Here is a 22092-nt window from a genome sequence, read left to right on the forward strand (position 1 = left end):
TTTGCGGCGTTGGTCAAAAATTCCCATTATGCCACCATCAATACAATCCGCTTGACATATTACCTTCTCCGTAATAGTAGTTGTTCATGATTAAATCATTTTCCTGCCGAGATACTGAAAAGCTATTTAATGACAAACGAGTGAGACGTTTCCAATCTTTTGAACGGCAGGCAAGAAAGCGGTTAATGGTTTTGCATGCTGCTCCAAGCCTGGATGCCTTAAAGCTAAATCCAGGGAACAAATTCCATGCCTTGGGAGGAAACAGAAAAGGACAATATGCTATCAGTATTAACAAACAATGGCGTGTTTGTTTCAAGTGGCATGACAATAATGCTTATCACGCTAAAATTGTGGATTATCATTGAGGTGTAAAGATGAGTACAAAGAAATTTCTTGATCCTATTACCCCAGGTGAAATTTTGCGAGAAGATTTTATGGAACCGATGGGTCTTAGTATAAATAGACTTGCACGAGATCTTGTTGTTCCGCCCAATAGGATAAGCGGAATCGTCAATGGCAAACGTGCCATTACAGCGGATACCGCCTTGAGATTGCAACTCTACTTTAAAATTGAGGCGCAATTTTGGCTGAATCTCCAGTCTGAACATGACTTAAGAATGATTAAACGCAAAATTTGGTCTGATATTGAACGTCGCATCTTACCAGCGCAAGATATACAGGTAATAAAAGCGCATGAATCTATGGCATATAGGGATAGGACTCCCCATCATTGAGGAGCCCTCCCACAGCACCGTACATACGGATCGCGTATACGGCGGTTCGGCTGGTAAAGATAAAATCGGGTGTGAGAAATCCCACCGATTTTACCGGGTTTTCAGAATTCGTACGCTATTGGCATTTCAGCTCCTGCTGCAGTATGCAAATAAGTAACTCATCCATACTCACCACAACCATTTACCCGTACCATTCGGTGCGGGCACCGTTCAGGCCTTCGCCGGGGTGAGTCCTTCGTGGTATCCACGGCTCGTTTCTCCTACGGCTACTATGCCCTCTGCTGACTTCTCCCATGCGGTCAGAGCAGGTTGCCCTGTTCTCAGCCAAAATTCCGTCGCACGCGACTTCTCAAAAGGCATATGGAAGACCTCCCGGGGTAAACACATGTCTTTCAATACGTGGGCGCCGAGTATACGGACAGAGCTTATAATGGATAGAGGACTTTGCCTTGTGTTGCAGGCTCGTCCCACTCATGCACGCCTGACTCGATTTCTGTTCGTCACCCCGTACTTTCGCGGTACCCTGCCTCAGCAGGGCTACTGCCTTCCGAAGCACCGTCACCGATACCCCGTTGTAATACCGCTACACCCTTCGCCTCCATCCGGCTGGGTCTAAGACTTGTCAAACGATTTACTGCATGATACGTTTGACTCACTTTTAAGAACATGTGCCGTGCCCGGCACACAACAAGGCTTTTGCAGCGGAGCGCAAAACGCGCGCGCCCGCTGAAAAGAAGCGATTATGGCAGAAAGAAAGTGAGGTGAAATTATGATGTTGGTTCAACAAATAAAAAAAGAAATAGCTGAATTACCTGAAGTGCAACTTAAAGAATTTCGATCATGGTTTGAAAAGTTTGATGCATCAGAATGGGACAGGCAATTTGAGAAAGATGTGGCTTCAGGGGAACTTGACGGCATTGCCAACAAAGCCGTGTCGGATTTCATGAAAGGGAATTTTAAAAAGCTATGAATCATTTCAGCTCCCCTTCTTTTTGGAAAGAATACGAAAAGCTCCCAAAACATATCAAAGAATTAGCAGATAAAAGTTTTGAGATTCTCAAAGAAAACTCGATGCATCCATCATTACATTTTAAAAAAGTTGGAAATTACAGATCAGTGCGAGTAGGGAAAAAGCATCGTGCCGTTGCCATCGAAATGGAAGAGGGGTTGTTATGGTTCTGGATTGGGACTCACGCTGGATATGATAAGTTGCTGAAATAAACTACAAAAACGGAATCGTCCTTCAAATCTCATTCATTAAAACCTCATTAACCTCATCACTCGTCAACCCCAGATACCGCATAGTAACAGCCGGGCTGGTATGATTAAACCGTTTGGCCAAAATCTCAAACCCCACCCCGAACTCTGTCCTCTGGATATACCCAAATGTTTTCCGCAAGGTATGTGCACCGTAATTACCGGAAAGATTAATTTCCCTGGCCCATTTTTTTACCAGGGCATTGACCGACTGAATCGTAAGCGGCTTTTTTGTCTTCCGGCTGGCAAAAAGATATTCCCCGTTATCTATCCCGGCATCCTCCAAAAATATCTGCAAGGCTTTGTAAACAGTTTTGTTAATCATCAGGATATTATTCTTCCCTGTTTTGCTCTCCCGGATCACAATCGACTGGCCCGGCCTTAAATTTTTAACATCCCTAACCTTCAGTTTGAGAAGATCCCCTGCCCTGAGCCCGTTATTAATTCCCAAAACAAAAAGAAGATGATTCCTCGGATTATCCATTATTAATTTTTTAATGGATTTGATATCCGCCAGCCTCCTGATCGGCTCAACAGTGATCCGGCTTCCTTTTGCCGGATGATTGGGGTTTTTTATGTTCAACGCTCTTCCTTACTTTTTTGCAAAATTATATTTGCGTTTCGATTTCCGGTTTGGATTGGTTTTCTCCTTTACTTTCCTGATATAAAATTTTTCAGCCTGCACAAAATCGTCAAACTTCCAAATCCGTTTATCCAGGGTATGTTTTTTTGTCCCGCTTTCTTTTCTTACCAAATATTTTCCCATCAGCGACTCCAGCCACACCTTATAATATGCCTGCCTCGGAGTATCGGCCACAAGATGATCAAATTTAATGATGCTTGGTTCAAAAAGATTCAATTGAATCATAATCTTAACTATATAGCATAAAAATGATATAAAGTTAAGATATTTTTTTAACAAATTTTTCCGTAAATGAAAAAATAGAGGTTAAATTATCGAAATCATTAAAGATGCAGGTTTTCCCCCAATCTTAACTTTTACCCAAAAGTTAAGATTGGTAAATCTTTGAATATGCTGAAAATTGCAATGGATTTTATGAAAATACAAAATTGCCTGATTTGATTGGAGAGGGTGAAACCAACTTTACAAAACAGGAAAAAAGGAGCTTTGAGAATGAAAGATCTGAAAAAGGGAACTTGACGAGTACTACCGAACTTTCTGAAGGTGAGACCATGCTTTCTCCTCCTCTGGACGATTCCAGTCTTCAGAAAGAACTGCCTCGCTTAGGAGAGCTGTTTTACTGATGACGTCCGATTTTTCATCAAGAATCGTAACTATCGCTCGACAAGGTGAATTCAGGCGGATAGGTTTCTGCAGGCGAACTTTCCCATTTTTTTCGATAATTGCTTCTACGGCTATGAGCATAGTTTTTCCTCCTTATGATTAATCCAAATTTTACCATCCAAAAAAAACAGATCCAAGTCTCGATCAGCCATAAAATTTTCCAGAATATCGAGGGTTTCCATCAACTCAAAAAAATCATCCCAAGATCCCGGTTTACGCGAGAGAATAACATCGCCCGTAACAAGATTTTTAGGATAAAAACTTCCATGCCTATCCGGTTAGCACAGGCTCGTCTGATTTTGTAGGATCGTATGTGCCCACGCTCTTTAGAGTCCGGGGGGGTAATCTGACACACGCCGGATCATACCCCAAAATGTCAACCTGTGCCAATCGGATAGGCATACAATAGTCATAGATACCCCCCCCTGTTTATCTAAAAATTCGTTCCAATCTTTTTCGATAAATCTCAAGAAACCTGTCCTTCAAGCACTCATTCAGAAAGCTTTCTTCTATCATTTTTTCAATAGCAGGCGTAATATTATGCAAACGTACCAGGGAGTTGGCGGACTGTTTGTTGGTAAGTCCAAAATGCTCCGCCAGTTTTATGAAGTTTTTTCTTGAAAACCGGTTTTTTTTCCCCTGTAAACTAAGGCACATTTCCTCACGTTCTTCCGGCAGTACAAGCCTTGAGTTGACAAGGTCATATACAGGTGAGAGGTGATAACCGATGCTTTCCTCTTTAATGAGGGAAAAATTCTTTAAATGCGCGTCACCGTTACCCAATACATAATTCAGAAGCGCCCTTTCAAAAAGCTCAAGCAGGTCGAGACCGGGAACGTTTGAGTATTTTCTGATGACGTTCGCAATTTTTTCGTATGATCCATCATATTTATCATTGGTTTGAAGGAGCTGCTGAAAATCCTCCTGTTGAAGTTTTGTTCCGTCTTCTAACCGGTCAAATCGTTTCACGAGATAGGCAAGTTTGCCGTCTGAAAGCGGAATAAGAGCATGTGATGGAACCGCAATACCGTATGCGGATGCGCTGCACATACAAAGATTCTCATTTTCGGGAAGCGACTCAAATCGTTCTGTTTGAGGTTTTAGTATGTAAGACCCTCCTCTTTCAATCACAGTCAGTTGATGACTTTTACGTTTATGGATAAGGGAAAGTTTCGGTTGGATACCGGAAATAGACATTCTGCCGACCATCTTTTGTGCCTCACCTGCAATATCAGGGGTGCTGAAAGGCACTTTCGGGGATCTTGCCGTTCCAAAGAGTTTTCGGGAGCATCGAGGATGATAGTCACCAGTTAGTTTCAGGTCGGTCTCAATCTTTTGGCAGGATAAGCATTGATCGTTCATAAATTATTTTCCTCATCTATAGTCTATAGACCGTCAGATAATTACCCGATTTTAAAATTTGGTACAAAAAATAGAATGAGACGATAATACTAACCCATCTTTTTGAATAGAAAAAACAAACACTATAATTACAGTAGGTTACTTTTTTAAAATCTTAGTTATGGCACTACTTTTATTTTTTTTGATAGTTGTTTTGATCGTTCTGCCAGGGAGAGGGCATAACCCTAAAGCAGAATATATTTTCTGTTGTCGTAATTCCGGGCGTGTGCTTTTTCTTACATGCATAACATTATCATTTCGGCACTGCATGGAAGCTGTTACTCGACTTTGGCCTGCCAGTTGCTTTCTCAAGTCAGACCAGCTACTGTTTATCCCCGTCTTTTTCAATCGGTAACGGATACTATGTATCAAATGGTAAGCTATGACACTGATAAAAATATGACCTGTCACCCGTTTTGTGATTTGGTGAAAAACCGGCCGCATCCCAAGCTCGGATTTCAGTGAACGAAAAACAGCCTCCAGATCCGTTAACATTGTATATGTATGCCATAGAGTAGCTTCATCAAATTCCATATGGGTTGTTCTGAGACAATATACTCCCGGCAAACTATCTTTTGTGTCCGCAAGCGTTTGACGTGTCCAAAGGATCTTAACAGCATTGCCATTTTTTTCGTTTTTAGATACTTCTATTTTATAATGCTTTGCAGCCTTGGAATATTGCTGTTTCAGACGACCTATTTTTTCCAGGACTTTATCGTATTTTTTTAGACATCCTTTTTTATGCAAGCCTGACTCAAGTTTGCTGACAGCCTTTTCAAAGCGAATGGTAAAGCGATCATTAATAGCCTGTTCTTTTTTTTCCCGCTTTGTAGAGTGACAATACAACAAAACCTCATCATTTTCTGAGTCAATAATTTTTTGCACTTTTACTGTGCAGTCATTGTCTTGTTTTACCACAACTGCTTCATCTTCATTAAATTCGCGATGATGTTTTCGGCTAACTACAATATATGGATAACTGTTTTCCCTGAGCCATTTAATATTATCTTCAGTGGCAATTCCGGCATCCATTACTATAGTCGCTTTTGAGGGCTTAAACAGCTCTTGGGATAAATTCTTTCTTTCCAAACCAACAATCATTTTTTTTAATGTTGACGGTTCACTTACATTACCCTCAAATACTTTGCTGCGCTTGGGAAAGCCACTGCTGTCCAGCACCAAAGCCAAAGTTACCAGTGGACAATCAGAACGTTTCTCTTTGGAATGTCCGCGTTTCCCCAGCTTGTTTGCTTTACTGCTGCCTTCAAAATAAGTGTTGGTAAGATCATAAAGGGTTATTGTCTCTTGAAATTCAAATAAATTCTTTTCTTGTAAGTATAGATGATTTTCTATGGCTTCCTTATTATTGAGAAGCTGATCAGAGATTTTATACATTTTGTATAGATTAATTTTGTTGAAATCATAATCAATTAATTCACCCAAGCCTGAAACATTCTGGAGCCAGTAATGAGTTGCCAGTTCACTACCTGGTTGACACATACGACCTATTATTGTACCGGTTGCTGCTGCGAGCTGAGGGCCATTGAATCCCAGGGCTTTTAGTTCTTCACCAAGTTTTAAAAAAACAAACGCTTCCAGCGCCACATGTTCACAGCTTACACTGCGTGGCCTGAACATTTCCAGGCTGTCTACATCTACCTCGCGATAATCCGGCTTATTATTTTCAGCTTTATTTTTGTGTTGCGCGTGAATAATCCGGGCTGCATAATTTTGAGCAAGCTCCTCTATTTCTTCAGAAATTTTGAAAAAACTCTGCTGGCCACTGATAATCTCCTGAATGCGTGAAGATAATTCTGGCCATTGATCCCGTGGCAGAGAAAAAGCCGTACCGAGATTAATTAATGTGTGCTGGCTGACTCCCTTTGCAGTTCGTTCGGATTGAACCAATCTATAGGTGTAATATTGTTTGCCATCTTTTCGACTTTTTATTGTGGTTCTTCTAATATACATGTTGCCCAATATAGGCGGATGTCAATAAAAAGTCAAGATATTTTTTATTTTATGGCACTACATTGGTAAAGCCAGAGCAAATTATTTTTAACCTATTAAAATCATTCAAATTAAATTTTTGAAAATTCTAAAATAAGGCTTATTTTGAGCATTTGCCCATATAACTCAAAAAGATGGGCTAATCGTATATCTTCGACCGATAACGCAATGGAATTATTAATATGACGGTCTATAGCGGAATTATCTTTACCGCCCCTATGCAGTCTCCGCAAGTGGCAAGAAGAATATCAAAGACGTTTTCCGGGTCTATTTTCAGAGTACGGCTTGTAATATCCAGCAGCCAGCCTTCCGGGATGAGGCCAAGGAAAAAGGGGAAAAGAGACTCACTTTCATACGGCTTATCTGCCAAAGGAAGAGTAAGGCTCACAGGTTGAGCATCTGGCAAAGAAAGATAGTCTTCGTGGTAACTGAAGCGATACCCCCTGTTGTTTTTTTCCAGCAGGGCAGCTTTTGTATCCCTTAGATATACGTCTGCGCTGTTTCTTTTATTTTTCATTCGGTGCGTTTACTTCAGATTTCGGTCGCAGATCAACAGGGCCAAGCGTTTTTCCAAACAATTGAAGCACCTGATTCACCTTGTCTATTCTTAATGTCGATTTATCCTGTTCCAGCTCCCTTATAAATCTCAACCCTACTCCGGCCTTACTGGCCAGATCGGCTTGGGTCAACCGGTGGATCTTACGCTGCTTTTTTACAAAATCACGCAATGTCATTATTTATACCATACCCGACAGAAAACATGCTTCCGTTATTGTCTGTTTGTTATACCCTTTCGGGTACTTTGCTAAAAATATAGCGATTTATTATACCCCTATGGGTATATTTTTAATTTCTTAACAAGAAAATAATACCTATAGGGTATAATGTCAAGTGTAAAATAGGGTTTGGATATTGTATATAGGGTATTTTGGCACAACGTCCAATTGTTGAACAAATGTGCTTTTATAGATTGTCAGATAATAACCTGATTTTAAAATTTGGCACAAGGCCAGAGGGAGGAAGGCGTATTGTAATACTCCGAAGATGCTTTTTTCACATCCAATAAATCTAAAAGCTATTTCAGCTTTTCTATTCTTCCAACAGACACAATTTCCTCTACCTCGTTAATTTGGTGCCACAATAAAATATATATTTTATGACATCATAATGACATGTCGTTGATTTTGTGCCAAATCTAATCCGCTAAAAAAAAACACAAAACATCCAGAATCAGTAGTGTCCGGTTAAGTTTTGGCATATAGCATTTGCTCTTTGATAATCAGATTATTAGACCATACGTTTTTTTCGTCAGTACGTAATTCGTTCTGGATGGTATTTCTAAGCTGACGAATCCTCTTTATTGATACAGGTTCATTAAACTGTTCATGGCAGTATATGGCCATAAGCAGGTAGGTTATTAACCCCGCAAGGATTTGAACCATCAGGCCATATCTACTGTGAGCAATCAAGTGGTACACTTTTAAATGTTTCTTCCACCATTTGAAAAAAGTTTCGATATCCCATCTAAGCTTATAAACGGTTGCAACCTGCTCGGCTGTAAGGTCATAACGATCAGTTGCCACAAAATATTTGACACCGGCAATTTTATAACCAACCAGTCGAACCGGCTTTCTGGTCTGGTTTACCCCAGGAGTGCCAAGAAGAACCACAGCATCATAAAAAATATAGCTGTCGGGATCAACAGGCTGCTCTTTGATAATAGTTCTTGTTGTTTTCGCTTTGATGCGGCAAACAAAATGTTTTTTTTCATCCTGAAGAAGATCAAAATCCTTATGTGATTGATACCCCCGATCCATGATTCCTGTTTGGCCTTTTGTAAGGATAGACCTGACAAAGGGGCGTTCAGCGCCATTTCCATTTGTCAGATGAATTTTTATAGGAATCTTGCGATTGACATCAAAGCCGAAATGGCCTTTTGCTTTTTTAGCGCCTTTTCTGTAATCAGCCCAGTACATGGACAGAACTGCATCAATTAAAGATCCATCAATGGAAACGAGTTCACCGAGATCTGAATAATTTGATGGTAAAGCATTTTGTGCCTGGCTGCAAAGAGCTTGAAAAACATATTCAAGCTGTTCAAGCCCTCGAGAATTGATAATTTCGGAAAAACTGCTACGACTGATCCCTCCATCTGGAGCGACACATTCTTTGGCAAAATCGTCTTCTTTAAGGTGTTGAATAAGATCACGAGCTGATTCATGTTCTTGTAGATGGAAAAATATCAGTGCGTGAAGCTGATCTTCAAAAGTCATTTTCAATGGCCTGTGACCTCGGGATTTAAGCTGTGGCGTGTCAGGAAAAATCTTTTGCAAAGGTTTGAGAAATCGAGCATGAGATTGGGGATTAAAATTCTTTTTTGGGATATTGAATATGTCCATTTTTGTCTTAACTCCTTGTTATAATTATAATTTTATAACAAAACGATAAAAAATTTTTATTTGGTTTGTCAAGTAAAAAATGAACATTTTTCTAATTTTTTTATCCCATATAACATGCAAAAACCTAACCGGACACTACTGATCCAGAATAAAACTTCATATCCCACAAACCAAAAACTTTTCGATTTTACGACCTGAAGGCAGACCATAAAATTTGACGGCCATTCTATTATATAAGGTAGAGGGAAACTTTTTTTAAGCGAGAATTTTTTTATGATCATAAATTTTATTCGATATCTAAAACGCAAACACAAAAAAACAGAGATCAGCCTGGATCAACTTTCGAACCTCTGGACGAATGCAGATCAAAAAAAAGCTAAAATCGCCCAAGAGGACTCCGAAGATACCGTGGCTGACTTATGGACTAATCCCAAGCTAAAAATTTTTTATAAAATTTATATTCAGCCATATAAAAATAATCTGGGGGATGCGCTTGAATCTATCCTGAAAATTATGACCCTCCTGGATAAAGCAGGAGATTATCCTTCGGTTGCAGAAAATGATCCGACCGAAACCACGGACTTAAAGTTTTTAGAGATCACCCTGGTGGAGCATACTCTGAATGTTGCCGGAAAGGTACTGGATACCATTAAGGGCAAAATCAGAGATCATGAATTGCTCGCCGGAGAAATGCTGATCGTCTCCCTGGCTCACAATTTAGGCAAACTACCCGGCCAGGATATGCCGGTCGATTTGCCTTCTAAAAGCGCAATAGTGGCCGAGCATTTTCTCAAGAACCTGCCTTTGAAAAAAACGGCCATGCAGACGATCAAAACCTATAAAAATTCACCCAGGCTGAAGCAGGCCAAAATATTGAGCATGGCCGATCATGCCGCCCGGAAAATGGAGGAAGCAATCATTGAAAACTGAATTGATATTTTCTGCAGCTCTGCTGATTTTTTTATCAGCCTGCGCTTCTGCGCCGCCGACAACAAAAACACCATCCCCTGCTGTCCGTCTTGTCCTTAACACCGGCGGCAAGCCGGCCCGGATAAGAGCGGCAAATATTACACAAAACTATAAACCGGCTGATGCCATCCCGACAGGGATGTTCGTCATTACCGACCTGTCTTCCGGATCAGTGCCCCCTTTAAAAACTGATAAAGCAGGCAGGTCGGTATTCTCATCAAAAATCCTCAAGGGGAAAATTAAAGCAGCCTTGCAGGAAAAAATAAAAAATAAACCTGTTGTTAAACAGGAAGCCGTCTCAACAAAAAAACAAAAATCGGAAACATTGACCATCTATTTTGATTTTGATTCATACGCAATTCAGCAAAAAGAGACGGTGAAGCTTAACAAATTTATCAAAAAGTTTAACCGGCAGCCGATCCGGATTGACGGCTATGCCAGTCCGCCCGGATCAACAGCCCATAACAGGCAGCTTTCTTTGAAACGTGCCATGGCTGTTGAAAAGTATCTGATCAATCAAGGCGTTCAGGTCACAACGGTCATCGGCCGGGGAGAAATTGAAGCGCCTCAATCAAAACTAAGCCGCAAGGCGGTTGTTTCTATCAAAAGAAAGGGGGGATGCCTATAACTTGAAAAAATTAAGTTCCTGCCACAATTTATCCCGATATTTCAATGCCGGGATAAATTGTGGCACCAAACGTAAGTCTCAATCATCAAATAAAGGAGAAAATAATATGATCCAACAGATAAAGGAGAAAATAATTAAATTAAAAACCAAACTATCAAAAATTTTCAGTGACCCCGACAAATCACGCAAGTTTGGCCTGGGTATCGTCGCTGCCGGCGCAACGCTCCTGATAGCAGGGACAGCTGCTGCGTTTATACCGGTACCGGCCGCAGGTTCTTTTGCTTTTGATGTCTACGATGTAGCAGTAAATCAGCTCTTAAATGGTCCAATAGGTTTTACAGCCGGCGTTGGAGCTATGGTGTTTGGCGGCGCAATGGCTATTCAGCAAAAAATTAGCCTGGCGATCCCCTGTATTTTAGGTGGCGCATTAATAATGACTGCCGATACCATGACACAAACCCTTGGAGCAATTTTTTAACTTTTTTTCAAATAATATTCTCCCGGCGTCCTGCTAAAACATGCAGGACGCCAAACAAATCCTGGCTGAAAGAGCAATCTTTTTTTCCTGTTGCCGAAATCTTTTGCCAGGCGGTTAACAGGAAAAGAAAGGAAAAATTATATTGGAAACCAAATTCCCACGCATTCCTCAATATTTATCAGCGCCTTTGCAGGTTTTGTGGTTTGAGCCTGACGATCTGGCGGTCTGCATAATCAGTTTTATGATTGCATCTATTTTTAACCCATCTTTTTGAATAGAAAAAACAAACACTATAATTACAGTAGGTTACTTTTTTAAAATCTTAGTTATGGCACTACTTTTATTTTTTTTGATAGTTGTTTTGATCGTTCTGCCAGGGAGAGGGCATAACCCTAAAGCAGAATATATTTTCTGTTGTCGTAATTCCGGGCGTGTGCTTTTTCTTACATGCATAACATTATCATTTCGGCACTGCATGGAAGCTGTTACTCGACTTTGGCCTGCCAGTTGCTTTCTCAAGTCAGACCAGCTACTGTTTATCCCCGTCTTTTTCAATCGGTAACGGATACTATGTATCAAATGGTAAGCTATGACACTGATAAAAATATGACCTGTCACCCGTTTTGTGATTTGGTGAAAAACCGGCCGCATCCCAAGCTCGGATTTCAGTGAACGAAAAACAGCCTCCAGATCCGTTAACATTGTATATGTATGCCATAGAGTAGCTTCATCAAATTCCATATGGGTTGTTCTGAGACAATATACTCCCGGCAAACTATCTTTTGTGTCCGCAAGCGTTTGACGTGTCCAAAGGATCTTAACAGCATTGCCATTTTTTTCGTTTTTAGATACTTCTATTTTATAATGCTTTGCAGCCTTGGAATATTGCTGTTTCAGACGACCTATTTTTTCCAGGACTTTATCGTATTTTTTTAGACATCCTTTTTTATGCAAGCCTGACTCAAGTTTGCTGACAGCCTTTTCAAAGCGAATGGTAAAGCGATCATTAATAGCCTGTTCTTTTTTTTCCCGCTTTGTAGAGTGACAATACAACAAAACCTCATCATTTTCTGAGTCAATAATTTTTTGCACTTTTACTGTGCAGTCATTGTCTTGTTTTACCACAACTGCTTCATCTTCATTAAATTCGCGATGATGTTTTCGGCTAACTACAATATATGGATAACTGTTTTCCCTGAGCCATTTAATATTATCTTCAGTGGCAATTCCGGCATCCATTACTATAGTCGCTTTTGAGGGCTTAAACAGCTCTTGGGATAAATTCTTTCTTTCCAAACCAACAATCATTTTTTTTAATGTTGACGGTTCACTTACATTACCCTCAAATACTTTGCTGCGCTTGGGAAAGCCACTGCTGTCCAGCACCAAAGCCAAAGTTACCAGTGGACAATCAGAACGTTTCTCTTTGGAATGTCCGCGTTTCCCCAGCTTGTTTGCTTTACTGCTGCCTTCAAAATAAGTGTTGGTAAGATCATAAAGGGTTATTGTCTCTTGAAATTCAAATAAATTCTTTTCTTGTAAGTATAGATGATTTTCTATGGCTTCCTTATTATTGAGAAGCTGATCAGAGATTTTATACATTTTGTATAGATTAATCTTGTTGAAATCATAATCAATTAATTCACCCAAGCCTGAAACATTCTGGAGCCAGTAATGAGTTGCCAGTTCACTACCTGGTTGACACATACGACCTATTATTGTACCGGTTGCTGCTGCGAGCTGAGGGCCATTGAATCCCAGGGCTTTTAGTTCTTCGTGTCCTTTCGGCAAGCGTGCATAGCGCAAAAAAAAATTTGGCGTAGGTAAGCAGTCAGCGGTTAGGTGCCTGTTTTTTGCAGGCACCCGGCTGATCAATCAGGATGGAAATATTAAAAAGTGATTTTATGCTTCAGGATTGTCCGGTTCAATCAGTGCGGATTTATAATTCCACGGCATCCATTTATCTGGGGATTCTGACAACTCAGAGGCATGTTCCAGCAGTATAATACTCCCCAAAAACTGGACAGTTGTTTAAGGTGTAAAATGAGTATATCCTGATCAACAAAAAGGAGGCTCATTAATGGGTAAAATTCGAAAAAATTACAGTGCATCATTCAAAGCTAAAGTAGCGCTTGAAACGGTTAAAAAGGAAAAGACGATTTCTCAACTATCTAGTGAATATGGAGTTCATTCAAATCAAATAAATCAATGGCGAAAGCGTCTATTAGAAGAATTGCCCGATATATTTTCAAAAAAGCGTCAAAAAAAAGAAAAAGACGCTGAAGAATTCCAGGCGGAGCTTTACCAACAAATCGGCCAATTAAAGGTCGAATTGGACTGGCTAAAAAAAAAATCTAACCTTCTCAATTGATATAAAGCGTCAATACATTGAGCCGAATCATTCTTTGATACCGGTAATGCGCCAGTGTGATCTTTTGGGAATAAACAGATCAACCTATTACTATCAATCCTGCAAAGATGAGAGCTATAACCTGGCTCTCATGCGATTGATAGACGAAGAATATACCCGATATCCGTTCTACGGTGTTGAAAAAATGACGGCCGTATTAAAGCGACAAGGGCACACTGTTAATCCTAAACGAATAAGACGTTTGATGCGGCTTATGGGACTTGAAGCTATATATCCAAAACCAAATTTGAGCAAAGCATCAAAAGAGCATAAAATTTATCCATACTTGCTGCGAGGCGTTTCCATTGAGCAAGTTGACCAGGTGTGGTCAACGGATATTACCTATATCCGTTTGAATTCAGGTTTTATCTATCTTGTAGCAGTGATAGACTGGTTTAGTCGGTATGTCCTGAGCTACGAATTTTCAACCACATTGGATAAGGATTTTTGTATAAAAGCCTTACAGGGTGCCTTAAAAATTGCAAAACCTAAGATTTTTAACACGGATCAAGGCAGTCAGTTTACCAGTGATGCCTTTACCGGCGTTTTAAAAAAAGCCGATGTGAAGATCAGCATGGACGGCCGGGGCCGTGCTCTGGATAACATTTTCGTAGAGCGCCTTTGGCGTACCGTGAAATATGAACGTGTTTATCTTCACAATTATGAGACCGTCAGGGAGGCTATTCAAAACATTGGAGAATATTTTGGCTTTTACAATAATGAACGACTCCATCAATCTTTGGATTACCAGACCCCGGCAGAGATATATTTTAAAACTTTTCCAGGGTAATTTCAGAACCACTTTGTATAATTAATTAGAATACCATTAAGTCGTATTGATATTATAAAAAATGTTTCCTGCTGCAAACAAGATAAAAGCGTACTATCCAACACATAATCAGTTGGTAGTAGAGTTTGTTTGAATATTGCATAACGCTAATCAAATATATAGCGTATTTTTAGGATGATTTTTTGAATAGCGTTGCACTTAATTCAACATACTATATGTTTTGGAGGTAAAAAAATGAGAGGAGGAAAACGTGCAGGGGCTGGTCGAAAAAAGAAACCAGACCATTTGAAACGAGAGCTTGTGACAATTAGATTACCACAGTGGATGATTTCACAGCTCAAGAGGAATGGTCAAATTGGTTATTTAATTGAGAGTCAATTGGCGAAAAAAGATTTTTTGAATTTGCCGGATGATTACGAAATTGATAGTTAAGATCGGACAAATTAAAGGAAGTAACAGGCAAGATTTATCAGCAATGGTGATCAATGTGAGGTTGTAAAAATAATATATTTTGGTGAATGCCCTATTCAACGTGCGGCATAAGTTATAAACATATTAATATTGAATTTTAACAGTATGTTAATGAGATACAAAAAAGTTATAAACATTTTATCAATAAGTTATGAACATTTTAGAATGGTATTATTATTTATTAAATCAATTAGTTAAGTTGTTTATGAACATTTTTATGATAAACAGAAACATATTTTTTTTATTTACTATTATTTTTTTAATTTTCAGGATTATTTATAGCTCAAAAGCGCACCTTAAAAAACCTTGTTTTTTGTCTTGACAATGGGGAGTACCTTAATATTTTATTAATAGTTTTTGTGAAATCTTTATATCCTTCTCCAATGCTTCTACCATCACCACTTATTAACGCTTCTATGATCGTGCTTTTGCCTGCATTTGTTTCCCCAAAAAATGAAATATTCAGTTTATCCCACTCAGCAACTTTAGATAGTAGTTCAAGATGAAATTTGATACTTGAAACACCTTTAAATATGGCTCCTCTAATGTTTTCAAAAGATTCAGTCAACTGCTCATCTGTGACATTATCCAATGATAGGTCTTCAATACTATTCAACGATTCCATTAAACCAGAAACAGTATTTGTAATATCTTGTTTGTACTTAGATTCCATATATTCCTTACTTAAGGGGCTAACGAATTAATCAGTGGCGCGGCTTTTTGCGTCCGCTGAATTTACTGGTTATGTATTTTATCATATTAACTTTCTAAGTTGTAAATATCTATCATGATTATAGTTTCCTTTAGCATCAAAAGCATGCTTATTGTAAACTCTCGTTAAAAATCTATCTCTATTCATTTTTTTGCGGATAATATCATTATTTTTTTCCAATTCAACCTCTGAAAATAAATTCCATGCATTCAAAAGATCCAAATACTTTTGACAATTTCGGTTCTTATTATTGTTTAAATACTGAAATTTTGTCAAAAATTCTGTTGTAGAAATAAAATTTATAACATCCAGAATTTGCTCCATTGTATTATTTTGTTGTGATAACAAATCCCATAATTCATCGGCGATTAAAGTTTCATTTGATGCAAAATATTTATTCATATTTATGATTGATCCTAAAAATTTTGTTTTGTTGTGACTAATTGTGGATTCTATTTCTGGATTGATTGTTGGGTCAAAAGGAAATCCTATGTAGAACTCAATTCGTTTATTGGGGAATTCTCTAAATAATGCAGCCTTACCTTCCAATATCTTTAACTTTTCACCTTTCATTTCTCCAGAATTAGGTTTCACTGATTTCAACTCGATAGCAGTTATTGTCTTTGCATCTTCAATAAATACATCGGTAGAAAAATCATTTGCATTGATCAAAGGAGTATCAAAGTTGGAAAATATTTTTTTATTCTCATACTCGAGATCAGGAATTTTCGTAGAGGTGCTTAGATCTGCAATTATTTGAGCTATGTTATCTCTTTGAGATTGTGTAATAAAAAGATTGCCCAATCTTTTTGATGTATACTCCCTTTTTTCCCCTTGGCTTAAATGATGAGCTACATTTTCAAAAAAAGTTTGTCCAAGAGTTGTATTCAACCCATGCAGCCAACTGCTTAAACTTATAAAAAATGGAATATCCGAAACTTTTCCTTCCAACTTATCAGAGAAAGCATTTAAAAATGCTTCGTGAAATGGAGCATTACGATTATTGGAAGCATCCTCTGGAAAATTTTCAAATCGAGTAACTAATGTTTTTATTACTTCTATCGAAATTTTCTCTTTTATTTTATTAGTTAATGCCATTTTACTTTTCCTTCAGGTGAAATATTATTTCTGCATAAGCAGACCTGTCTTTTTCAACACGATTCAAAACCGGTCTTTTATATTCATTAACAATTTTCATGTTAGATAGTTCAACAATTTGCGGGTATAGACCATATTTATCATTGGCTACCAAAAACACATCATAATCTTGTTTCAAAAACTGTTTACAGTTATTCAAAACATCAGAAATACCTTTAATATAAGACTTTCGCGCTTCTATTCCCTGGCCTTTAGATAAAGGCCCTATTTCCAAGTCTTCCTTTTTTTCAAAACCAAACAAGTCATAAGCATAAGCATGTTGTTCATGATAGTTTATTAAACCAACATATGGCGGACTTGAAAAGATTCCATCTATCTTGTTGTCATTAATTAATTTGCCAAATTTAGGATATTTCTCCTCTAACTCTTGTATTATATTAATTGTTCTACTATCTCCCACTAAACATTTCTGGAAAGTATCTGTCCTAAGTTTATTAAATTGAATAATTCGTTTAACTGTATCTTGTGTATATCTTTGCCACCAGCTTAATATTGAAAATAATGGCTTACATATCTTGCCGTGTTTTTTACAATAATACGTCGTGGTTACAGGCTCTTTTAGTGTTGCCAAGTCAGCATGAGTTGTTGCACGGCACGAACGGACAGTACGACTCAAAACTAAAGCAAGAATTTTTTTGGTTTCCAGGTTTTTAATGGATTTTATTTGTTTAAAGACAAAATCAATTTCATCTCTAACAACTTGCAGAAACCATTTGTCCAAAAATGAGTCATTTTTTTTCTGTTTCAATGAAATTTTGTAATTATCTATAAGCGTATGGTATATTTTTAAAAATTCATCGGATTTTTGCTTGCCATATAATTTTTCATTTATTTTTTTTTGTCTGACTTTATACTTAAACTCTGGTGATGGAAAAAAATTGCTATTAAATTTTTTTAATTCATTTAATAATCTATTCTCAAAATTCACATTGTTTCTTTCTTTCTGAAAACTTTTTAGGCTTTGCGTAATTATATCAGCTGTGTTTTTGACATCATTAATGTCATATTTCCCAACTTTAACGTTACTTATAAAGGCATTAAATGCAGAAACATCAATTCCAATCGAATGTAAATTTAATTCACTTGCCTGCACAAGAGTTGTACCACTGCCACAAAAAGGGTCTAAAATAATATCACCTGCATTAAAAAATGATTTATTTTTAAAATCGTCAGTATGCTGATCCAAAAAGTATTCAACGAGCTGCGGAATAAATTTTCCTTTATATGAATGCAATCTATGAACATGTTTTGTTGTTTCAGATTCTTTATATTCAGAAAAGGACAAATTCCAGTTTAAATCATTCCCCAACTGTTTTTTCCATCGGTTTTCTTTTGTCTCATAATGTGAATTGTAATATTTTTCTAAATCATACCTATTGACAAAAGCATTTCCATTGTCTCCGTTTCTATGTATTCTTCCATATTGGATTAAATATGATATATTTGATGGAGTAACATTTTTACTTATGTATTTAGATGCCCAAATACTTGCTTCTTTTATTGTCATAAAATCTTGCATCTTTGATTTTTCCTCAATTGTGAGATTCTATTTCTGTTTTTATAAATAACGGCCTACTCAACAGCAGGCCGACAGGATGGGGCGCGGAGCTGTCCATCCTGTCGCCAAGAACACTGGCTGCATGGGTTTCCAATAAACTTGTTCGTGGTAATAAAACTTGTTAAATTAAAACTTTTCAAAGCGACTCAGCCCCCTGCAATCCAGTAAATCGTGTTATGTGTTAATATTTTCCGTAATAAATGTTCTCATCTCACCAATAGATTCTTGCAGTTTGTCATTTGTAAATCTTGAATTTTGAGTATTTTCAGGATGATGAATTTGATGACGAATATACTCACTCTGTATTATTTGAGTTTCAGAAGTTTTTCCCCTAAATTCCTTTTTATAAAGAATAGGTGTTTTTCCTGATTTATAATCATTCAGTAGCTGTTTACTTTCAATATAACCATATAATTCATTGTGATATTCTTCATTAGACTCGTCAAAAGCCAAGTAATTAACTTCATTCAAAGATGGATAGGGTAAATTTGCTTGTTCAACGTTTACTATTTTTAAACCATCATCATCTTTAATTAGTTTTATATATTCAAATTTTAATAGTTTTACAATAGAAGGACTGTGTGTTGTTAATATTATTTGAGTATTATCTGTTTTTGATAATTCAAAAAAGGCTTCAATCATTTTTCTTTGATGACTTGGATGTTGTGATGTTTCAGGCTCTTCAATTGCATAAATTATATCTGGAACATTTTTGTCTTGTTGTCTTCGCTCTGCTTCTGCTCTGAAAAAATTCAAAAGTATTAGTCTTTTAACGCCACTTTCCCTTTTGTTGATTGGAATATCCTCATCTCCTGTTATTGAAATACTATAATACTCCCCAAAAACTGGACAGTTGTTTAAGGTGTAAAATGAGTATATCCTGATCAACAAAAAGGAGGCTCATCAATGGGTAAAATTCGAAAAAATTACAGTGCATCATTCAAAGCTAAAGTAGCGCTTGAAACGGTTAAAAAGGAAAAGACGATTTCTCAACTATCTAGTGAATATGGAGTTCATTCAAATCAAATAAATCAATGGCGAAAGCGTCTATTAGAAGAATTGCCCGATATATTTTCAAAAAAGCGTCAAAAAAAAGAAAAAGACGCTGAAGAATTCCAGGCGGAGCTTTACCAGCAAATCGGCCAATTAAAGGTCGAATTGGACTGGCTAAAAAAAAAATCTAACCTTCTCAATTGATATAAAGCGTCAATACATTGAGCCGAATCATTCTTTGATACCGGTAATGCGCCAGTGTGATCTTTTGGGAATAAACAGATCAACCTATTACTATCAATCCTGCAAAGATGAGAGCTATAACCTGGCTCTCATGCGATTGATAGACGAAGAATATACCCGATATCCGTTCTACGGTGTTGAAAAAATGACGGCCGTATTAAAGCGACAAGGGCACACTGTTAATCCTAAACGAATAAGACGTTTGATGCGGCTTATGGGACTTGAAGCTATATATCCAAAACCAAATTTGAGCAAAGCATCAAAAGAGCATAAAATTTATCCATACTTGCTGCGAGGCGTTTCCATTGAGCAAGTTGACCAGGTGTGGTCAACGGATATTACCTATATCCGTTTGAATTCAGGTTTTATCTATCTTGTAGCAGTGATAGACTGGTTTAGTCGGTATGTCCTGAGCTACGAATTTTCAACCACATTGGATAAGGATTTTTGTATAAAAGCCTTACAGGGTGCCTTAAAAATTGCAAAACCTAAGATTTTTAACACGGATCAAGGCAGTCAGTTTACCAGTGATGCCTTTACCGGCGTTTTAAAAAAAGCCGATGTGAAGATCAGCATGGACGGCCGGGGCCGTGCTCTGGATAACATTTTCGTAGAGCGCCTTTGGCGTACCGTGAAATATGAACGTGTTTATCTTCACAATTATGAGACCGTCAGGGAGGCTATTCAAAACATTGGAGAATATTTTGGCTTTTACAATAATGAACGACTCCATCAATCTTTGGATTACCAGACCCCGGCAGAGATATATTTTAAAACTTTTCCAGGGTAATTTCAGAACCACTTTGTATAATTAATTAGAATACCATTAAGTCGTATTGATATTATAAAAAATGTTTCCTGCTGCAAACAAGATAAAAGCGTACTATCCAACACATAATCAGTTGGTAGTAGAGTTTATTTGAATATTGCATAACGCTAATCAAATATATAGCGTATTTTTAGGATGATTTTTTGAATAGCGTTACACTTAATTCAACATGCTATATGTTTTGGAGGTAAAAAAATGAGAGGAGGAAAACGTGCAGGGGCTGGTCGAAAAAAGAAACCAGACCATTTGAAACGAGAGCTTGTGACAATTAGATTACCACAGTGGATGATTTCACAGCTCAAGAGGAATGGTCAAATTGGTTATTTAATTGAGAGTCAATTGGCGAAAAAAGATTTTTTGAATTTGCCGGATGATTACGAAATTGATAGTTAAGATCGGACAAATTAAAGGAAGTAACAGGCAAGATTTATCAGCAATGGTGATCAATGTGAGGTTGTAAAAATAATATATTTTGGTGAATGCCCTATTCAACGTGCGGCATAAGTTATAAACATATTAATATTGAATTTTAACAGTATGTTAATGAGATACAAAAAAGTTATAAACATTTTATCAATAAGTTATGAACATTTTAGAATGGTATTATTATTTATTAAATCAATTAGTTAAGTTGTTTATGAACATTTTTATGATAAACAGAAACATATTTTTTTTATTTACTATTATTTTTTTAATTTTCAGGATTATTTATAGCTCAAAAGCGCACCTTAAAAAACCTTGTTTTTTGTCTTGACAATGGGGAGTACCTTACTTGTCTATTTTTCCGGAGTTCAGACTTGTATTTATTTCGTTCATTTTTAGTACGTTTCAGCTCAGCTTTCTGATACTTAATTATACGAGTACGATCAACTGCTTTGTCTTTCCAGGCAGTTCTACTTTTTTTAATTTTGAAACTTTACTCATAGCAATAACCATCTTTTTGGTTAAAATATTTGAATATATAGGGAATAATAATTTTTTTCAATCAGCAATTTTGAATTATTGACGGCATTTTGTTATGGTCTACGCAAATTTTACTGAAAATATTGAAGGTGCCTGAATGACATATGATAGATTGCAAGCAAAAATAATCCCTGGCAAACATTGTAGCTTTTGTGGAAACGATTCTGTTCCTTTAATAAAAACAAAATGTTGTGACCAATGGATTTGCTGTGACACTTCTTTTGCATCTATAAAAGGTGGAGATTATTGCCAATATCATCACGAGCACGAGGGTCTCTGCCATTTTCATTACAATAACAGCCATTCAGGGATATGGCAGGAGTGCAAAGAATGCCGGGATTTGGTTGGGGAAGATAATTTTAATGCTGCATTTCATGACCCCAACAATGTGCCAAGATATTAATCGCACTCATGATAGGGCCAAAAGTTGAGCAAAAAAAGTAGCCACAAAACTGAGTTTTTGGACACCCCAATTTTAAACAGGGTTTAATAAATGAGGAATCTCAATTACTATTAAACGATGAGTATCAATATGCTAAAAAAAATAATAGAATTTTAGTAGTTGTAAGTGATAGTAAATATCAAACAATTAAGTCTTTTATTCTTGATAAGAAATCTCAGCAAAATTATATGCCTAAATTAAAAACAATTTTTTAAGGATCAAAAGCCCACACTTTTTAGATTTTGGTAGTAGGAATCAGTAGTGTCCGGTTAGGTTTTTGCATGTTATATGGGATAAAAAAATTAGAAAAATGTTCATTTTTTACTTGACAAACCAAATAA

Annotated in this window: 25 protein-coding genes; 12 read left to right on the plus strand and 13 right to left on the minus strand. The window is 37.3% G+C overall.

What is annotated here, in order from left to right; translation table 11 throughout:
• Nucleotides 1-86: 86 nt before the first annotated feature.
• The 4 genes from BuS5_RS04170 (at nucleotide 87) to BuS5_RS04185 (ending at nucleotide 1955) form a co-directional block, all read left to right on the plus strand.
• Nucleotides 87-365, plus strand: coding sequence for a type II toxin-antitoxin system RelE/ParE family toxin (locus BuS5_RS04170; RefSeq protein WP_274428018.1), 279 nt, complete (start codon nucleotides 87-89; stop codon nucleotides 363-365).
• Between the two features lie 9 nt (nucleotides 366-374).
• Complete coding sequence (locus tag BuS5_RS04175) at nucleotides 375-734, plus strand: HigA family addiction module antitoxin (RefSeq protein ID WP_274428019.1); 360 nt, start codon at nucleotides 375-377, stop codon at nucleotides 732-734.
• A gap of 769 nt (nucleotides 735-1503) precedes the next feature.
• Complete coding sequence (locus BuS5_RS04180) at nucleotides 1504-1704, plus strand: hypothetical protein (RefSeq protein WP_027354958.1); 201 nt, start codon at nucleotides 1504-1506, stop codon at nucleotides 1702-1704.
• Entirely contained in the window at nucleotides 1701-1955 is a 255-nt protein-coding gene (locus BuS5_RS04185) for a hypothetical protein (protein ID WP_027354959.1), read from the plus strand. The genes BuS5_RS04180 and BuS5_RS04185 overlap by 4 nt, the downstream gene beginning before the upstream one ends.
• A gap of 22 nt (nucleotides 1956-1977) precedes the next feature.
• On the opposite strand, the gene BuS5_RS04190 is transcribed toward BuS5_RS04185, so the two are convergent.
• From BuS5_RS04190 to BuS5_RS04225, 8 genes are all read right to left on the minus strand, one after another.
• The gene (locus BuS5_RS04190; protein WP_274428020.1) at nucleotides 1978-2574 is read right to left on the minus strand and encodes a tyrosine-type recombinase/integrase; all 597 of its coding nucleotides are present in this window, start codon (nucleotides 2572-2574) and stop codon (nucleotides 1978-1980) included.
• A gap of 9 nt (nucleotides 2575-2583) precedes the next feature.
• Nucleotides 2584-2859: a hypothetical protein gene (locus BuS5_RS04195; RefSeq protein ID WP_274428021.1), complete on the minus strand. Its 276-nt coding sequence runs from the start codon at nucleotides 2857-2859 to the stop codon at nucleotides 2584-2586.
• A 300-nt stretch (nucleotides 2860-3159) separates the two neighbouring features.
• On the minus strand, nucleotides 3160-3378 hold the full coding sequence (locus BuS5_RS04200; RefSeq protein ID WP_027355136.1) for a hypothetical protein: 219 nt from the start codon (nucleotides 3376-3378) through the stop codon (nucleotides 3160-3162).
• Between the two features lie 348 nt (nucleotides 3379-3726).
• Nucleotides 3727-4659, minus strand: a complete 933-nt coding sequence (locus BuS5_RS04205) for a type II toxin-antitoxin system HipA family toxin (protein ID WP_027355137.1) — start codon at nucleotides 4657-4659, stop codon at nucleotides 3727-3729.
• A 138-nt stretch (nucleotides 4660-4797) separates the two neighbouring features.
• Nucleotides 4798-6669 carry an IS1634 family transposase gene (locus BuS5_RS04210; RefSeq protein WP_274428022.1) on the minus strand — a complete coding sequence of 624 codons (1872 nt, stop codon included), beginning with the start codon at nucleotides 6667-6669 and terminating at the stop codon, nucleotides 4798-4800.
• 229 nt (nucleotides 6670-6898) lie between these two features.
• A complete protein-coding gene (locus tag BuS5_RS04215) occupies nucleotides 6899-7225 on the minus strand; it encodes a HipA N-terminal domain-containing protein (protein WP_027355177.1) in 327 nt (108 codons plus the stop codon).
• Nucleotides 7215-7442 (minus strand): type II toxin-antitoxin system Y4mF family antitoxin, encoded by a 228-nt coding sequence (locus tag BuS5_RS04220; RefSeq protein ID WP_027355178.1) that lies wholly within the window; start codon nucleotides 7440-7442, stop codon nucleotides 7215-7217. The genes BuS5_RS04215 and BuS5_RS04220 overlap by 11 nt, the downstream gene beginning before the upstream one ends.
• A 510-nt stretch (nucleotides 7443-7952) precedes the next feature.
• A complete protein-coding gene (locus tag BuS5_RS04225) occupies nucleotides 7953-9107 on the minus strand; it encodes an IS4 family transposase (protein WP_036019371.1) in 1155 nt (384 codons plus the stop codon).
• 273 nt (nucleotides 9108-9380) lie between these two features.
• Here BuS5_RS04225 and BuS5_RS04230 point away from each other — a divergent pair, with 273 nt between their 5' ends.
• The 3 genes from BuS5_RS04230 (at nucleotide 9381) to BuS5_RS04240 (ending at nucleotide 11182) form a co-directional block, all read left to right on the plus strand.
• Nucleotides 9381-10037 (plus strand): hypothetical protein, encoded by a 657-nt coding sequence (locus BuS5_RS04230; RefSeq protein ID WP_274428023.1) that lies wholly within the window; start codon nucleotides 9381-9383, stop codon nucleotides 10035-10037.
• On the plus strand, nucleotides 10027-10704 hold the full coding sequence (locus BuS5_RS04235) for an OmpA family protein (protein ID WP_274428024.1): 678 nt from the start codon (nucleotides 10027-10029) through the stop codon (nucleotides 10702-10704). The genes BuS5_RS04230 and BuS5_RS04235 overlap by 11 nt, the downstream gene beginning before the upstream one ends.
• 106 nt (nucleotides 10705-10810) lie before the next feature.
• Complete coding sequence (locus BuS5_RS04240; protein ID WP_274428025.1) at nucleotides 10811-11182, plus strand: hypothetical protein; 372 nt, start codon at nucleotides 10811-10813, stop codon at nucleotides 11180-11182.
• A 306-nt stretch (nucleotides 11183-11488) separates the two neighbouring features.
• On the opposite strand, the gene BuS5_RS04245 is transcribed toward BuS5_RS04240, so the two are convergent.
• Nucleotides 11489-12973 (minus strand): IS1634 family transposase, encoded by a 1485-nt coding sequence (locus BuS5_RS04245; protein ID WP_274428026.1) that lies wholly within the window; start codon nucleotides 12971-12973, stop codon nucleotides 11489-11491.
• Between the two features lie 289 nt (nucleotides 12974-13262).
• Between BuS5_RS04245 and BuS5_RS04250 the strand changes: the two genes are divergently transcribed.
• Both BuS5_RS04250 and BuS5_RS04255 read left to right on the plus strand, forming a co-directional pair.
• Nucleotides 13263-14382, plus strand: a protein-coding gene (locus BuS5_RS04250; RefSeq protein ID WP_198028380.1) for an IS3 family transposase whose coding sequence is annotated in 2 segments (ribosomal slippage) — nucleotides 13263-13537 and nucleotides 13536-14382 — 1122 coding nt in all. Because the reading frame shifts where the segments join, the coding sequence is not laid out codon by codon here.
• Between the two features lie 234 nt (nucleotides 14383-14616).
• The gene (locus tag BuS5_RS04255) at nucleotides 14617-14814 is read left to right on the plus strand and encodes a hypothetical protein (protein ID WP_274427654.1); all 198 of its coding nucleotides are present in this window, start codon (nucleotides 14617-14619) and stop codon (nucleotides 14812-14814) included.
• A gap of 322 nt (nucleotides 14815-15136) precedes the next feature.
• Here BuS5_RS04255 and BuS5_RS04260 read toward each other — a convergent pair whose 3' ends face one another.
• From BuS5_RS04260 to BuS5_RS04275, 4 genes are all read right to left on the minus strand, one after another.
• Nucleotides 15137-15526, minus strand: coding sequence for a GTPase (locus BuS5_RS04260; protein WP_027355023.1), 390 nt, complete (start codon nucleotides 15524-15526; stop codon nucleotides 15137-15139).
• 81 nt (nucleotides 15527-15607) lie between these two features.
• Nucleotides 15608-16663, minus strand: coding sequence for a TdeIII family type II restriction endonuclease (locus BuS5_RS04265; protein WP_027355024.1), 1056 nt, complete (start codon nucleotides 16661-16663; stop codon nucleotides 15608-15610).
• Nucleotide 16664: 1 nt separating this feature from the next.
• The gene (locus BuS5_RS04270) at nucleotides 16665-18230 is read right to left on the minus strand and encodes a DNA methyltransferase (protein WP_274428027.1); all 1566 of its coding nucleotides are present in this window, start codon (nucleotides 18228-18230) and stop codon (nucleotides 16665-16667) included.
• A gap of 225 nt (nucleotides 18231-18455) precedes the next feature.
• Nucleotides 18456-19172 carry an AAA family ATPase gene (locus BuS5_RS04275; protein WP_051375187.1) on the minus strand — a complete coding sequence of 239 codons (717 nt, stop codon included), beginning with the start codon at nucleotides 19170-19172 and terminating at the stop codon, nucleotides 18456-18458.
• Nucleotides 19173-19187: 15 nt separating this feature from the next.
• Between BuS5_RS04275 and BuS5_RS04280 the strand changes: the two genes are divergently transcribed.
• The 3 genes from BuS5_RS04280 to BuS5_RS04290 all read left to right on the plus strand — a co-directional run bounded on the left by BuS5_RS04280 (nucleotide 19188) and on the right by BuS5_RS04290 (nucleotide 21712).
• A protein-coding gene (locus BuS5_RS04280) for an IS3 family transposase (RefSeq protein WP_245266731.1) occupies nucleotides 19188-20307 on the plus strand; the annotation gives its coding sequence in 2 pieces (ribosomal slippage) (nucleotides 19188-19460 and nucleotides 19462-20307; 1119 coding nt in all).
• A 234-nt stretch (nucleotides 20308-20541) separates the two neighbouring features.
• Nucleotides 20542-20739 (plus strand): hypothetical protein, encoded by a 198-nt coding sequence (locus tag BuS5_RS04285; protein ID WP_274427654.1) that lies wholly within the window; start codon nucleotides 20542-20544, stop codon nucleotides 20737-20739.
• A 667-nt stretch (nucleotides 20740-21406) separates the two neighbouring features.
• Complete coding sequence (locus BuS5_RS04290) at nucleotides 21407-21712, plus strand: hypothetical protein (RefSeq protein ID WP_274427721.1); 306 nt, start codon at nucleotides 21407-21409, stop codon at nucleotides 21710-21712.
• Nucleotides 21713-22092 lie beyond the last annotated feature (380 nt).

The sequence above is a fragment of the Desulfosarcina sp. BuS5 genome (assembly GCF_028752835.1).
Classification (GTDB): Bacteria; Desulfobacterota; Desulfobacteria; order Desulfobacterales; family BuS5; genus BuS5.